Source organism: Sinorhizobium saheli, assembly GCF_001651875.1.
GTDB classification, from domain to species: Bacteria; Pseudomonadota; Alphaproteobacteria; order Rhizobiales; family Rhizobiaceae; genus Sinorhizobium; species Sinorhizobium saheli.
This window is the reverse complement of record NZ_LNQB01000096.1, coordinates 1-13,874: the sequence shown is the minus strand read 5'-3', so window position 1 is coordinate 13,874 and position 13,874 is coordinate 1. Positions and strand designations below refer to the sequence as shown.

Sequence of the window (13,874 nt, the reverse complement as noted above, 5' to 3'; positions counted from 1 at the left end):
CGGGTTTCACGAAAGACCGAATTCATGAAAGGAATGACCATGCTCGAAAGAAGCAACGAACTCACCGCCTGGGACCGCGACCACTTCTTCCACCCGTCGACGCATATGGGCATGCATGCGCGCGGCGAGAGCCCGACGCGCGTCATCGGCGGCGGCGAAGGCGTCTATATCACCGATGTCGACGGCAAGCGCAGCCTCGACGCCTTTGCCGGCCTCTACTGCGTCAATGTCGGCTACGGCCGTGAGAAGATCGCCGATGCGATCGCGGCGCAGGCGAAGAACCTCGCCTATTATCATGCCTATGTCGGCCACGGCACGGAAGCGTCGATCCGGCTTGCCAAGATGATCATCGACCGGGCGCCGGAAGGCATGAGCCGCGTCTATTTCGGCCTTTCCGGTTCGGACGCCAACGAGACCAACATCAAGCTCATCTGGTACTACAACAACATCCTCGGCCGCCCCGAGAAGAAGAAGATCATCTCGCGCTGGCGCGGCTATCACGGCTCCGGCGTGATGACCGGCTCGCTGACCGGCCTCCACCTCTTCCACAACGCCTTCGACCTGCCGCGGGCACCGATCCTGCACACGGAGGCACCCTATTATTTCCGCCGTGCCGACCGCTCGATGAGCGAGGAGCAGTTCTCCGAGTATTGCGCCGACAAGCTGGAAGAAATGATCCTCGCCGAAGGGCCCGACACCGTCGCCGCCTTCATCGGCGAACCGATCCTCGGCACCGGCGGCATCGTGCCGCCGCCGAAGGGCTACTGGCAGAAGATCCAGGCGGTGCTGCAGAAATACGATATCCTGCTCGTCGCCGATGAGGTCGTCACCGGCTTCGGCCGGCTCGGCAGCATGTTCGGCTCCGACCATTACGGCATCAGGCCGGACCTCATCACCATCGCCAAGGGGCTGACCTCGGCGTATGCGCCGCTTTCCGGCACGATCGTCTCGGACAAGGTCTGGCAGGTGCTGGTGAAGGGCTCGGACGAGCTTGGCGCCATCGGCCACGGCTGGACCTATTCGGCGCACCCGATATGTGCCGCCGCCGGCATCGCCAATCTCGAACTGATCGACGAGCTCGGCTTTGTCGAGAACGCCGTTTTGACGGGCGCCTATTTCCGCGCCGAACTCGAAAAAGCCGTCGGCGACCACCGCCATGTCGGCGAAGTGCGCGGCGACGGTATGATGGCCGCCATCGAGTTCGTCGAGGACCGTGACGATCGCCAGTTCTTCGATCCGGCGCGGAAAGTCGGGCCGCAGGTGGCGGCGGCGCTTCTCGAGCGCGGCGTCATCGGCCGCGCCATGCCGCAGGGCGACATCCTCGGCTTTGCCCCGCCGCTTTGCCTCACGCGCGACGAGGCCAACATCGTCGTCAAGGCGGCGGCCGACGCGATCCGGTCCGTCCTCGGCTGAAGGGAGCGACCGTGATGCATTCCGTTCCGAAGACGATGGCGGCCGTGCTGCTGACGGGTCACGGCGGCTTGGACAAGCTTGTCTATCGCCGCGACGTCCCGGTCCCGTCCGCGGCCGCCGGCGAGGTGCTGATCAAGGTCAGCGCCTGCGGCATGAACAACACCGACGTCTGGGTGCGCGAGGGCGCCTACGGCACCGAGGACGACCCCTCTGCCGTCTCGACCTGGCGGCGCCAAGGCAATACGCTGACCTTCCCGCGCATCCAGGGCACCGACACGGTCGGGCACATCGTTGCCGTCGGCGAGGGTGTCGATGAGGCGCGCATCGGCGAGCGCGTCATGGTCGACTTCTCGATCTACAACCGCGACGACGACAGCCTCGCCGACATCGACTACATGGGCCATGGCCGCGATGGCGGCTATGCCGAATACATGGCGCTGCCGGCGGAAAATGCCCATGTGGTCGCCACCGCCATGACCGATGTCGAGCTTGCCACCTTCTGCTGCGCCTATCTCACCGGCGAACGCATGCTGGAGCGGGCGCGGCTTGCCGCCGGCGAACGCATCCTGGTGACCGGCGCCTCCGGCGGGGTCGGCTCGGCGATCATTCAGCTCGCCCGCGCCCGCGGCGCCATCCCGATCGCCGTCGCCGGCCCGGGCAAGGAAGCCGCGATGCTCGAGATCGGCGCGGAAGCCGTCGTGACCCGCGGCCGGAGCGACCTCGTCGAGACGGTCAACGAGGCGGTGCGCGGCGAACCGATCGACGTCGTCGCCGACCTCGTCGGCGGCCCTCTTTTCAACGACCTGCTGAAGATCCTGCGGCCGGAGGGTCGTTATACGGCTGCCGGTGCCATCGCCGGCCCGGTCGTCCAGCTCGATCTCAGGACCATGTACCTGAAGCAGCTGGAACTGCACGGATCGAGCCAGGGCAGCCGCGCCGATTTCCGCCGGCTGGTGCGCTATATCGAGGAGAAGAAGATCCGTCCGCTGGTCGGCGGAGTCTATCGCCTCTCGGAATTTCATCGCGCACAGACGGATTTCATGGCGAAGAACTTCGTCGGCAAGCTGGTTGTGGTTCCCGACTGAACCGGGCGGCATCGCACGCCGCTGCGCAACGCGGGGCGGCGAAATGCCTTACCGTCATTGGCCGCCGCCCGATGACCTCGTGCGAAGTGTGTGGGAGGGGAGCTCGGCGAAGCGGACGCCATAGTCGGTGGAGTGCGCCCCTTGGGGTGGAGATGGGTCAGGCTTCTGATTTGCCAGTCAGCCGGATGTGTTGATCCTCGAACTGTTGCGGGCTCAAATAGCCGACCGCTGAATGGAGCCGGCGTTTGTTGCGGCCTTTCGATGAGTCGCTGCGGAACGAACGCGCGTCCCGTTCTGTTGATGAGCGACTGGATGCCGTCCGGATCGTTCACCTGCCGCGAAACAAGGATGTCAAGCTCGTCGGCGCGCTACTAGCACGCATGCAGCCGTCACTGCTGAGAGCAGTCGACGATCCTGGAAGAGTATCGACGAACCCACGGCCCGTGTACGAATCAACCTGCGCGCACTGCGGGCGCCCCTATTCATGCGTCACACGCGCAGCTTGACTAGCTAGTTTCGATCCACAAACAACAAGTACTTGATTCTGTTCGATGAATCTCAATTTCTGCGGGCAAGGCCCGGCGGTTTCAAATCGACACTGACCGTCGCCACCCCGCGCAAGATTCTACACATCGAGATCGACAAGCTTGGCGCTATCGCGAAGCGAATGACATCCACGGCAAGACGGTGACGCTGCAGTGCCCTGGTGCCTTCAATGATGACGTCCCAGGGAGTGGTGTAGCTTCGGCGATCGCCGTGCTTTCCGGACGGAGCCGGGAATGGATCAGCTTGCCCGCCGCGGCAAGCTGATCCATTCCCGGCTCCGTCCGGAAAGCACGGCGATCGCCGAAGCTACACCACTCCCTGGGACGTCATCCCTTCAATTTGCTCGACCACATTTGAGTGGCAGCGCCACTTTTCTAAGCGGAATGAGAATTCAACTTGGTACTGACGCGCACAATATATCATCAGGATGTGCTAATCCTCACTTTTTAGGCGCGCCCCTGACCTTACATTTCCTCATTGGATTCAAGTCAATAGAGTGACAGCGCAAAACTGGCACGCTGCTTGCTCTCCAAGAATTGCTTTGAATCAACGGCGATTGAAGCAAGTACAGACGCCAGATGCGCCTGTCAAAGACACCGACGTCGCAAGGACTTTGCCTCCGAGAGGGATTCCTCCCGGAACGCGATCTCCGAGCGGCGTTTTTTCAGTTTTGACCGGCCAACAACCGAGGGAACCTGCGCATGACCAAGACTTCGATCAGTGGCCTGACCCGCCGCAGCTTGCTGAAGACGACCGCGACGGCCGCAATGGTCGGCGCAGCCAAGACGCTATTACCATCCGGGGCTTTTGCTCAGGGCGCCGGTCCCGAGACCACCAAGGCCGTCCTCGGCTTTATTGCGCTCACCGATTCCGCCCCGCTCGTCATCGCCAAGGAGAAGGGCTTCTTCGAAAAGTACGGCATGACCGAAGTGGAGGTTGTGAAACAGGCCTCGTGGGGCACGACGCGCGACAATCTGGTGCTCGGCTCTGCCGGCGCCGGCATCGATGGCGCCCATATTCTGACGCCGATGCCCTATCTCATCTCGACCGGCAAGGTGACGCAAAACAACCAGCCGCTGCCGATGGTGATCCTCGCGCGCCTCAATCTCGATGCTCAGGCGATCTCGGTCGGCGCCGCCTATTCCGATCTGAAGGCGGGCCTTGATGCCTCAGTCCTCAAGGAAGCCTTTGCAAAGAAGAAGGCGGAAGGCGCAGCCGCGAAAGTCGCCATGACCTTCCCCGGCGGCACGCACGACCTCTGGATCCGCTACTGGCTCGCTGCCGGCGGCATCGACCCGGACAGGGACGTCGAGACGATCGTCGTCCCGCCGCCGCAGATGGTCGCCAACATGAAGGTCGGCACCATGGACTGTTTCTGCGTCGGCGAACCCTGGAACGAGCAACTCGTCAACCAGAAGATCGGCTACACGGCCGTCAACACCGCAGAGATCTGGGCGAGGCACCCTGAGAAATCCTTCGCGATGCGCGCCGACTGGGTCGAGAAGAACCCGCGTGCCGCCAAGGCGCTCGTCATGGCGGTCGAAGAAGCCGCGCAATGGTGCGACGATATGGCCAACAAGGACGAGCTCGCCAAGATCGTCGGCAAGCGTAGTTGGTTCAACGTGCCGCCGAAGGACATCATCGACCGGCTGAAGGGCGAGTACGACTATGGCAACGGCAAGGTCGTCGAGAACAGCCCGCACTTCATGAAGTTCTGGCGCGATCATGCCTCCTACCCCTTCCAGAGCCATGACGCCTGGTTTCTTACCGAGAACATCCGATGGGGCAAGTTCGCACCGGATACGGACATCAAGGGGCTGATCGCCAAGGTCAACCGCGAGGATATCTGGCGCGAGGCGGCGAAGGAGCTCGGCGTCACCGACATCCCTGCGTCGACGTCGCGTGGCCCGGAGACCTTCTTCGACGGCAAGGTCTTCGATCCAGAAAATCCGGAGGCGTATTTGAAGAGCCTGGCGATCAGCCGCATCGCCTGACGCCTACCGCAGCCGGGTTTCAAAGCCGGCTGCCGTTCGACCCGAATCCTAGGAGGAACGGCATGTCCGTCACCAATCTCAAACTCAAACCGCAGGCGGCGCCGCAGCCTCCCGCTCAGGTCATCGCTCTCGGGCACCCGGGCCGCCCCGGCACCGACAGTCGCCTGGGGCGCCTTGCCGCGCAGACCGTCACGAATCTGTTGCCGCTTTTCGTCACGCTGACGCTCTTCATCCTCGCGTGGCAGCTTATCTGCTCGTCGCCCGAGTCGAGCCTACCGGCTCCGTCGCGCGTCCTTGAAGAGAGTTGGGAGCTAATCGTGCATCCCTTCTACACCGGCCAAGGCGTGGATCAGGGCCTGTTCTGGCACATCTTCGCCAGCCTGCAGCGCGTCGCGCTCGGCTACACGATGGCAGCTGCCGTCGGCGTAGCACTCGGCACGCTGGTCGGCCAGAGCGCACTGGCCATGCGCGGCCTCGACCCGATCTTTCAGGTGCTGCGCACCGTGCCGCCGCTCGCCTGGCTACCGCTTTCGCTCGCCGCCTTCCAGGACGGCAATCCCTCGGCGATTTTCGTCATCTTCATCACTGCGATCTGGCCGATCATCATCAACACCGCGGTCGGTATTCGCAACATTCCGCAGGATTACCGGAACGTCGCCAAGGTGCTTCGACTGAACGGATTCGAATATTTCCATAAGATCATGCTGCCGGCGGCCGCCCCTTACATCTTCACGGGCCTGCGGATCGGTATCGGGCTCTCCTGGCTCGCGATCGTCGCCGCCGAGATGCTGATCGGCGGTGTCGGCATCGGCTTCTTCATCTGGGACGCCTGGAACTCGTCGTTGATCAGCGACATCATCGTGGCGCTGATCTATGTCGGCATTGTGGGTTTCCTCCTCGATCGCATCATCGCGCTGATCGGTCGCGCAGTTACGCGCGGCACGGCAAACGCCTGAAGAAAAGGAGGCTTTCATGCCCAAGAGCTATCTCTCACTTGAACTCATTGACAAGACCTTCGAACGCGGCGGAACGCGCACCGAGGTACTGAAGCAAGTCTCGTTGTCCGTCGATAAGGGCGAATTCATCTCGATCATCGGCCATTCCGGTTGCGGCAAGTCGACCCTGCTTAACATCATCGGTGGGCTGACGCAGGCGACGAGCGGCGTCGTACTCCTCGACGGCAAGATGGTCGACGAACCCGCACCGGACCGCGCCGTCGTCTTTCAGAACCACTCGCTGCTGCCATGGCTGACGGTCTATGAAAATGTCCGGCTCGCTGTCGATAAGGTGTTCTCTAAGACCCGCAGCAAGCAAGAACGCCATGAGTGGACCATATCCAACCTGGAGCTGGTGCAGATGGCGCATGCAGCTGACAAGCGCCCTTCGGAAATCTCCGGCGGCATGAAGCAGCGCGTCGGCATCGCCCGGGCGCTTGCCATGGAACCGAAGGTGCTGCTGCTCGACGAACCCTTCGGGGCGCTCGACGCACTAACCCGCGCGCATCTACAGGACCAGGTCATGCAGATCCACGCGACCCTCAGCAATACCGTCCTGATGATCACACATGACGTCGACGAAGCGGTCCTGCTATCCGACCGCATCGTGATGATGACCAATGGACCCTCTGCACGAATTGGCGAAATCCTCGATGTGCCGCTCGCCCGTCCGCGCCGGCGCATTGAGCTCGCCTCCGATCGAACCTACCTGAAATGTCGCGAAGCGGTGCTGAAGTTCCTCTACGAACGCCACCGCTTCGTCGAAGCTGCAGAATGACTATCTGCGAGCCGAGCTCGATAGTTGCACTTTGATCGGACGCGTCCTTTGTTAGGTCTGCCGCAAAGGAGACCATATCAGGGGGTGCATGGACGGAGCGTGAGAAACCTCTCTCGCGGAGTGGGTTACTGCTCCCAACTGGGGACGGCGCCGTAGAGGGCGGCGAGATAATCGACGAAGAGCCGCACCTTCGCTGAAAGGAACTGCCTGCTCGGGTAGACGGCCGAAAGCGTCAGCTGGCGGGATCCCTCCCACTCCGGCAGCACTTGGATTAGGCGCCCGTCACGCAGTTCCGCGCTGACGTCCCAGGTTGAGCGGGGGCGCAATGCCCGCTCCGGCGATCACCGCGGCGCGGATGATCTCCGACGAATTGGTGACGAGCGGTCCCTCCGGACGATAGACGAGGGAACCGCCCGGGCCTTCCAGTTTCCAACTCTCATTGTTGTGGGCCGGCAGGCAGATGTGGTGCGCGAGGTCGCCGATCTCTCTGGGTGCGCCGTGCCGGGCGATGTAGGCGGGTGCGGCGCAGAGCAGGCGACGGACCGGCGCGAGAGCCAATGTCCATCTCAGTATCCTCTGTAATAAGACTGGAAAGCCCTAACTCCCAGTTTCTGTTAATTGGGCTCGGCACCTGACGTGCTGGCGAAGAGAGCAAGGGCCGCGATTATAGCTGGCAGGCTAAAGGCGGCCGCGGGGATGAACATGTAGCCGGCCGCTCCGGCGCCGCATCCAATGGCAAACGTCAGGACAGCGGTGGCCATCTTTTTCACCCGTGCTTTTGCGACGGTGATTTCCTGGGCCTTCGAGTTGGCAAGGATGTCGGCAAGATCGAGCATGATCTGTGTCGTCGTACCCGTCATCAGGGTGGTCGGCGGCGCTTTCGACAGATGGGACCGGTGAAGGCCGTTCTGTATGGCCATTGCCGACACCAGTGTCATCGCAACTGCAAACGTGATGCCATTCTCGTCGCCGTGGAATGGACCATAAATAATGGCAATGACCGCGGCCGCGGCGAGCAGGATCAATTTTACGACCAGCATGGGCCGGACGGGGGAGCGATTCCGGTTTTGAAGTTTCAGGCACACCAGCCGGGACGCGAAGACGACCAGGCAGAACATCGGAAGGACCAGCACCTTCGACAATGCTCCGCCAAGGCCATGCGCCATCGTTGCGCCCAATGTCACGAAGTTGCCTGTGACATGCGCGGTAAAAAGCCCTGAAAGAGCCAGGAAGCCGAGCGTATCGACGTAGCCGCCATTGAAACTCAGCAGGGTAGGAAGCGAGGGAAGCTTCATTCCTTGACCTCTATTTCTGTTACTTGCCGCGACGTTGCTCGCGACGTGGCTCCAGCTTTGACGCCAGATGCCGGCTTCACAATTGCATCAATTGTTTCGAGTTCATTGCGCGTGGCGGCATAATGGGCTGGGCGGTCGCAGCCGCCGCCCTGCTCAAGTCTTCGTTATGCGGCACCAGGCCGATTGATCGTCAGGAAGTGACGGACAACAGGTTTCTCGGGACCGGCATGGTAGGCCCGCACCTTGCCCTGCAGGTCGGCGTCGGCATTGGAGACCCGCTTGTGCTGGCGAAGATGTTCAGCCCAGGATTCCACCATGAACCATTCGACGATCTTCTCCGGGTCAGCCGAGTCCTCGGTGACACCCCAGCCATAGGCACCATCGCGGCGGCGTTCGTTGGAAAGATGATCGATGGCGTGCAGGAATGCGCTGCGGTGCTGCTTCTCGACCTTGTACTCGATCAGGATCAGAACCGGACCACGGTCATGGGCAACGGGTTCCGCAACAAGCGGTTCAGGCCAGTGATTGGACGGCACCATGTCGGCATCGCCTGCAGGAAGCTTCACGCGGTGCATGATGAACCCGGCTACAAGCAGTCCGGCGGCTCCGATGAGCAGGGTCGATCGGATGCCGACAGCCTCGCCGACCGCGCCCCAACCAAGGCTCCCGGCAGTCATCGCACCATTGAAGACGGTGAGGTAGACGGCGAGGCCGCGACCACGCACCCAGTTCGGAAGAACAGCCTGGGCCGCGCCGTTGAGCGTTGTCAGAGCAGTGATCCATGCCGCACCAAGGAACAGAAGAACGATGATGGAGACGATCTTCGGCGGAGCGAGTGACAGGACACCCATGACGGCAGCGGTGATCAGCGCGGCACCGAGAAGCAGGCCGTCGGAACTCAGCCGTTCGCGCAGCTTCGGCATGACCAAGGCGCCACCAATCGCGCCTGCACCGACTGCACCGAGCAGGATGCCGTAGAAGCTGGCATCACCACCCAGCAACTGCCGCGCGACGAGCGGGAGGAGCGCCCAGACGGCGCTGGCGAAGGCGAAGAAGATCGCGGCGCGCAGGAGGACGACGTGGAGCGGTGTGCTTGAGCGGGTGTAGCGAAGCCCGGCCCGGAAGGCACCGAAGAAGTTCTCCTGAAGCGCGTCGTTTGCATTCTTCGCCCGTGGCCACCAGACCAGAGCTGCGATCACCACGGCGTAGCTCGCGACATCCGCGCCGTAGGTGATCCCGGCTCCAAAGGCTGCCAGAAGCAGGCCGCCTGCGGCAGGCCCGATGGAGCGGGCAATGTTGATGCCGAGCGAGTTCAGCGCCACGGCGCTCCTGACATCCTCGCGTTTGACCAGTTCGGGAACAATGGCCTGCCATGTCGGTCCCATCAGAGCAGCGCCAATGCCGCCGAGGAATGTCAGACCGATCAGCGCGCTGATCGACAGCATGCCCGTCTCGGACAGGACCATAAGCGAGATGCTGACGGATGCCAGCAGGAGCTGGACGGCGATCAGGAACTTGCGGCGATCAAGGATGTCGGTGAGAACGCCCGCAGGAATGGCAAGCAGGAAGATCGGCAGGGTTCCGGCCGCCTGGACCATGGCGACCGCGGCCGGCGATGCCGAAAGATCCGTCATCAGCCAGGAGCTTGCGACGTCGCGCATGAAGCTTCCGGTATTGCCAAGGACGGTGGCGATCCAGAGAACCGCAAACACAGGCTGTGCGAGTGGCGCGAATGTTCCGCCGGATGCTTTTGCAGCGCTCATTTGCCTGCTCCCCTGGTGAGGTCGAATGCGGCGACGAACAGGAATGCGCCAGCGAGGCCAACATGTTCAAAGAAGGCGTTGGTCGCCATCATGCGGTCCATGCCGGGAGCCATCTCCCAGAAACGGAGGGCGATGAACGTTGCCATGAGCGTGAAGCCAGCGAGCGCCAGCGCTCCGATCCAGCGAAACAAGCCCGATACCACCATGGCTGAAGCCGTCAGCTCGAACACGATGACGGCGACCGCAAAGAACGCGGTAGGATGAAGACCGAAATGATCCATCTCAGCCAGTGCGCCGTTGAAGTCGAAGATCTTGGTAAGCGGACCTTGTATGTAGGCAGCGCAGAGTGCGAGCAGTGAAACGGTTCGCGTGATCGGAGAGGCCATGATGCGCGTCAGGCCGCTTAGGATCGGGTTCGTCGCGGGGGATAGGTGGGTCACAATCTGCTCCTGCATGTTCGCCGCGAGCGGCTGCTTTTGATGGAGCGATCTTGACTGGTTGCAGCGGCACCAACAATTGCAGCAATAGTTTCGATTTAATTGCAAAATGAGCAATTATGAAGTGATGCTCGGGTGACTGGATCCCACCCGAGCTAAGGCTCGTCAGACGGCCCAGCAGGAGCAACCGAGTGCGCCAAAGAACCCCTTGAGGTCGGCGATCGGAAGCTTGGATGTCCAGGCTCCGGCATGGTCGTGGCCGTGCACGCCGCAATCGCTGGCGCATCCGCATGTGGAGATGGCGGTGCGGCGCAAGGATCGAGCGCCCGCGCCCTCCGGTTCGCCCCAGGCCGCGTAGCCGCCGAACTTGCGTACGGGAGACCAGTCGGGCATCGCGGGCGGGATGTCGTTCTCGTCGAGTGTCTTGAAGTCTCCCGCGCCATAGACGATCTTGCCGCCGACCATGGTCAGTTCGGAGGTAAGGAAGGAGATCTCGTCCTCGGCGCACGAGAAGAAGTCCTTGTCCGGTACGACGAGGTCGGCGAACTGGCCCTTTTCGATGCGGCCCTTCTTGCCCTCCTCGTTGGAGAACCACGTGACCTTTTCCGTCCACATGCGAAGCGCGGTTTCACGGTCGAGGCAGTTGGCGCGGGGATAGAGCTGCATGCCGCCGACCGTCTTGCCAGTCACCATCCAAGACAGCGAGACCCACGGATTGTAGGAGGCAACGCGGGTCGCATCCGTGCCGGCCGAGACATTCACGCCCTTTTCGAGCATCTTCCTGATTGGTGGTGTTGCTTCCGCAACGCCATGGCCGTAGCGCTCGACGAAGTACTCGCCCTGATAAGCCATGCGGTGCTGCGTGGCGATGCCGCCACCAAGTGCGGCTATACGGTCGATCGAGCGATCCGAAATGGTTTCCGCATGATCGAAGAACCAGTTCAGTCCTTCGAGCGGGATGTCCTTGTTGACCTTCTCGAAAACGTCGAGCGCACGGGAGATCGTCTCGTCGTAGGTGGCATGCAGACGCCAGGGCCAGCGGTTCTCCGCAAGCACGCGGACGACCTCTTCCAGCTCGCCTTCCATTTCCGGGGCCATCTCAGGACGGGGCTGGCGGAAATCCTCGAAATCGGCAGCGGAGAAGACGAGCATCTCGCCGGCACCGTTATGGCGGAAGTAGTCGTTGCCCTGCTTGTATTTGACCGACTGCGTCCAGTTCAGGAAGTCCTGCTTCTCTTCCTTCGGCTTCTGGGTGAAGAGGTTGTAGGCCAGCCGCACCGTCATCTGGTTCTCGTCGGACAGCTTCTGAATGACCGCGTAGTCGTCAGGATAGTTCTGGAACCCGCCACCCGCGTCGATCACGCCTGTCACTCCAAGGCGGTTCAGTTCGCGCATGAAGTGGCGGGTCGAGTTGACCTGATAGTCGAAAGGCAGCTTCGGGCCCTTGGCAAGAGTCGAATAGAGAATGCCCGCATTCGGCTTGGCCAGCAGCATGCCTGTCGGGTTGCCGTTGGCATCGCGCATGATTTCGCCTCCGGGCGGGTTCGGGGTGTCCCGGGTGTAGCCGACTGCGCGGAGAGCGGCGCCGTTGAGCAGCGCACGGTCGTAAAGGTGCAGAAGGAACACGGGCGTGTCGGGCGCGACAGCGTTGATCTCCTCGATTGTCGGGAGGCGCTTTTCCGCGAACTGGTGTTCGGTGAAGCCGCCGACGACGCGCACCCATTGCGGCGCGGGCGTGATCGCCACCTGGCGCTTCAGCATGTCCATCGCATCGGCGAGCGACCGAACGCCATCCCAGCGCAGCTCCATGTTGTAGTTCAGGCCACCCCGAACGACGTGGGTGTGGTTGTCGATCAAGCCAGGCAGAACACGCTTGCCCCTGAGGTCGACGATCTTAGTGCCAGAACCAGCCAGCGCCATGATCTCGCTGTCGGATCCGACTTCGAGAAACAGGCCATCCTTGATGGCGATCGCCGTGGCGTTCGGATTGGTTCGGTCGAGGGTCGTCACGCGGCCGTTGTGGAGGATCAGGTCGGGATGCATGGTGTCTACTCCGGTCTGGTTGGGATCGGCGGCTTTCGCGGGGGAGAAGAGGATCGAGAACGCCAGACTCGACGCGCCCCCAAGAAAGGATCGACGAGTCGTCATCAGCTCCGCTCCTCCGCTTTCGCCCCCGCCTGATGGGCGAGGTCGATAAGATCGCCGCCTTTAGGCAGGTGGCCGAACATGTGCGGCTTGATCTGATGAAGCCATGAGACGGCTGCTGGCTCCCTGCTCCAAATCTGTTCGCCGACGAGAATGCCGAAAAGGCCGAGCAGGGCGATGATAGGCGGCGCCGGCGAGCGGACGTTCAGGAGGCTGTAGACGATGCCCACAAGCAGACCTGCACCGAGAGAAAGAAGATAGATTTTCACGGGATGTCCTCCACGGTCAGAGAAAGGCCGCTCCGACGGGGTTATCGGAGCGGCCTGATCAAGCCCCTTACTTGGCGGGGTTCGGTCCGATGCGCTTGCCGTGCTTGACGCGTTCCTCTGCGCCGTGAACCATCGTGTAGGCGTAGTCGATGCCCATGCCGTATGCGCCGGAATGCTCCTTCACGAGGGTGGTGACAGCATCGTAGGTCTCCCTGCGAGCCCAGTCGCGCTGCCACTCGAGCAGGACCTGCTGCCAGGTGACCGGGATCACGCCTGCCTGAACCATCCGGTCCATCGCGTATTTGTGTGCGTCGGAGGACGTGCCGCCGGAAGCATCCGCGACCATGTAGATCTCATAATCTGGAACATCATGCAGGGCCGAGAGTGCGAAGGTGGTGTTGCAGACCTCGGTCCAGAGACCGGAGACGACGATCTTCTTGCGGCCCTCGGCGGCGTTCTTCGCCAGCGCGTCACGGACATTCTGGTCGTCCCAGGAGTTCATCGAGGTGCGCTCGAGAATATCGTTCTCCGGGTAAACGGCAAGCAGCTCGGGATAGGTGTTGCCAGAGAAGGATTGCGTCTCGACCGTAGTGATCGTGGTCGGAATATTGAAGATCTTGGCAGCCTTGGCGAGGCCGACGACGTTGTTCTTCAGCGTCTGGCGGTCGATCGATTGGACACCAAAGGCCATCTGCGGCTGCTGATCAATGAAGATGAGCTGGCTGTTGGCGGGAGTGAGAACTTCGAGCTTGGACATGAGATTTTCCTCTTCGGTTGTTTGGACCGCGAATGCGGCGGGTTATAAACTGGGCAGGACCTGTCGGACGGACACCATGTCCTGGAACACGGCTCATAAGGCCCTGAGTAGGTCGAAACCGATGCTTTCAATCACTCGTTGCCTCGGCTGCTGAAAGGAAACGTAGCGTGATTTGCGCTTGTGCAAAATTGCAATATTGCTTGCGAATGAGTTGCCATTATCGCAATAATTACTCCGAAATTCGGTTGACCTGCGGACGTCGCACGAGGCTGCGCTACGCGACCATTCGGTGCGGCCCTGAGGTAGTTTGCAGTATCGTCGCCCGTGAACTATCCGCACGTCTTTGATAGTGCGATATAATTTCGGTTTTCTGCGGCACGGTGTTGCAAGAAAAGCG

The 13,874-nt window shown here is 61.7% G+C and carries 12 protein-coding genes and 1 pseudogene; 6 read left to right on the top strand and 7 right to left on the bottom strand.

The window, feature by feature from the left end; translation table 11 throughout:
- The first annotated feature begins 39 nt into the window (after positions 1 to 39).
- From ATB98_RS24445 to ATB98_RS24425, 6 genes are all read left to right on the top strand, one after another.
- Positions 40 to 1,413 (top strand): aspartate aminotransferase family protein, encoded by a 1,374-nt coding sequence (locus ATB98_RS24445; RefSeq protein WP_066878516.1) that lies wholly within the window; start codon positions 40 to 42, stop codon positions 1,411 to 1,413.
- 14 nt (positions 1,414 to 1,427) lie between these two features.
- Entirely contained in the window at positions 1,428 to 2,498 is a 1,071-nt protein-coding gene (locus tag ATB98_RS24440; RefSeq protein ID WP_066878415.1) for an alcohol dehydrogenase family protein, read from the top strand.
- Between the two features lie 779 nt (positions 2,499 to 3,277).
- Complete coding sequence (locus tag ATB98_RS29230) at positions 3,278 to 3,544, top strand: hypothetical protein (RefSeq protein ID WP_157111076.1); 267 nt, start codon at positions 3,278 to 3,280, stop codon at positions 3,542 to 3,544.
- A 201-nt stretch (positions 3,545 to 3,745) separates the two neighbouring features.
- Complete coding sequence (locus ATB98_RS24435; protein ID WP_066878413.1) at positions 3,746 to 5,038, top strand: CmpA/NrtA family ABC transporter substrate-binding protein; 1,293 nt, start codon at positions 3,746 to 3,748, stop codon at positions 5,036 to 5,038.
- Positions 5,039 to 5,100: 62 nt separating this feature from the next.
- Positions 5,101 to 5,994, top strand: coding sequence for a nitrate ABC transporter permease (gene ntrB, locus ATB98_RS24430; protein WP_066878411.1), 894 nt, complete (start codon positions 5,101 to 5,103; stop codon positions 5,992 to 5,994).
- 16 nt (positions 5,995 to 6,010) lie between these two features.
- Positions 6,011 to 6,811, top strand: coding sequence for an ABC transporter ATP-binding protein (locus ATB98_RS24425; protein WP_066878409.1), 801 nt, complete (start codon positions 6,011 to 6,013; stop codon positions 6,809 to 6,811).
- Between the two features lie 125 nt (positions 6,812 to 6,936).
- Here the strand turns inward: ATB98_RS24425 and ATB98_RS24420 are convergent.
- The 7 genes and pseudogenes from ATB98_RS24420 to ATB98_RS24390 all read right to left on the bottom strand — a co-directional run.
- Positions 6,937 to 7,363 (bottom strand): annotated as a pseudogene (locus tag ATB98_RS24420) (substrate binding domain-containing protein); the annotation flags it as partial.
- Positions 7,364 to 7,425: 62 nt separating this feature from the next.
- Entirely contained in the window at positions 7,426 to 8,106 is a 681-nt protein-coding gene (locus tag ATB98_RS24415) for a YoaK family protein (RefSeq protein WP_066878407.1), read from the bottom strand.
- Positions 8,107 to 8,270: 164 nt separating this feature from the next.
- Entirely contained in the window at positions 8,271 to 9,869 is a 1,599-nt protein-coding gene (locus ATB98_RS24410) for an MFS transporter (RefSeq protein WP_066878405.1), read from the bottom strand.
- On the bottom strand, positions 9,866 to 10,324 hold the full coding sequence (locus ATB98_RS24405) for a DoxX family protein (RefSeq protein ID WP_153436001.1): 459 nt from the start codon (positions 10,322 to 10,324) through the stop codon (positions 9,866 to 9,868). The genes ATB98_RS24410 and ATB98_RS24405 overlap by 4 nt, the downstream gene beginning before the upstream one ends.
- Before the next feature lie 147 nt (positions 10,325 to 10,471).
- Positions 10,472 to 12,454 (bottom strand): amidohydrolase, encoded by a 1,983-nt coding sequence (locus ATB98_RS24400; RefSeq protein ID WP_066878403.1) that lies wholly within the window; start codon positions 12,452 to 12,454, stop codon positions 10,472 to 10,474.
- On the bottom strand, positions 12,454 to 12,720 hold the full coding sequence (locus ATB98_RS24395) for a XapX domain-containing protein (protein WP_066878401.1): 267 nt from the start codon (positions 12,718 to 12,720) through the stop codon (positions 12,454 to 12,456). The genes ATB98_RS24400 and ATB98_RS24395 overlap by 1 nt, the downstream gene beginning before the upstream one ends.
- A gap of 67 nt (positions 12,721 to 12,787) precedes the next feature.
- Entirely contained in the window at positions 12,788 to 13,477 is a 690-nt protein-coding gene (locus ATB98_RS24390; RefSeq protein ID WP_066878400.1) for a hydrolase, read from the bottom strand.
- Between the last annotated feature and the right edge of the window lie 397 nt (positions 13,478 to 13,874).

What these genes read in the sequence shown, in the direction of transcription:
- ATB98_RS24415 (WP_066878407.1), bottom strand. Translation starts at nt 8,106, where the DNA reads ATGAAGCTTCCCTCGCTTCCTACCCTGCTGAGTTTCAATGGCGGCTAC.
- ATB98_RS24410 (WP_066878405.1), bottom strand. Translation starts at nt 9,869, where the DNA reads ATGAGCGCTGCAAAAGCATCCGGCGGAACATTCGCGCCACTCGCACAG.
- ATB98_RS24400 (WP_066878403.1), bottom strand. Translation starts at nt 12,454, where the DNA reads ATGACGACTCGTCGATCCTTTCTTGGGGGCGCGTCGAGTCTGGCGTTC.
- ATB98_RS24435 (WP_066878413.1), top strand. Translation starts at nt 3,746, where the DNA reads ATGACCAAGACTTCGATCAGTGGCCTGACCCGCCGCAGCTTGCTGAAG.
- ATB98_RS24425 (WP_066878409.1), top strand. Translation starts at nt 6,011, where the DNA reads ATGCCCAAGAGCTATCTCTCACTTGAACTCATTGACAAGACCTTCGAA.
- ATB98_RS24390 (WP_066878400.1), bottom strand. Translation starts at nt 13,477, where the DNA reads ATGTCCAAGCTCGAAGTTCTCACTCCCGCCAACAGCCAGCTCATCTTC.
- ntrB (WP_066878411.1), top strand. Translation starts at nt 5,101, where the DNA reads ATGTCCGTCACCAATCTCAAACTCAAACCGCAGGCGGCGCCGCAGCCT.
- ATB98_RS24445 (WP_066878516.1), top strand. Translation starts at nt 40, where the DNA reads ATGCTCGAAAGAAGCAACGAACTCACCGCCTGGGACCGCGACCACTTC.
- ATB98_RS24440 (WP_066878415.1), top strand. Translation starts at nt 1,428, where the DNA reads ATGCATTCCGTTCCGAAGACGATGGCGGCCGTGCTGCTGACGGGTCAC.
- ATB98_RS29230 (WP_157111076.1), top strand. Translation starts at nt 3,278, where the DNA reads ATGGATCAGCTTGCCCGCCGCGGCAAGCTGATCCATTCCCGGCTCCGT.
- ATB98_RS24405 (WP_153436001.1), bottom strand. Translation starts at nt 10,324, where the DNA reads ATGCAGGAGCAGATTGTGACCCACCTATCCCCCGCGACGAACCCGATC.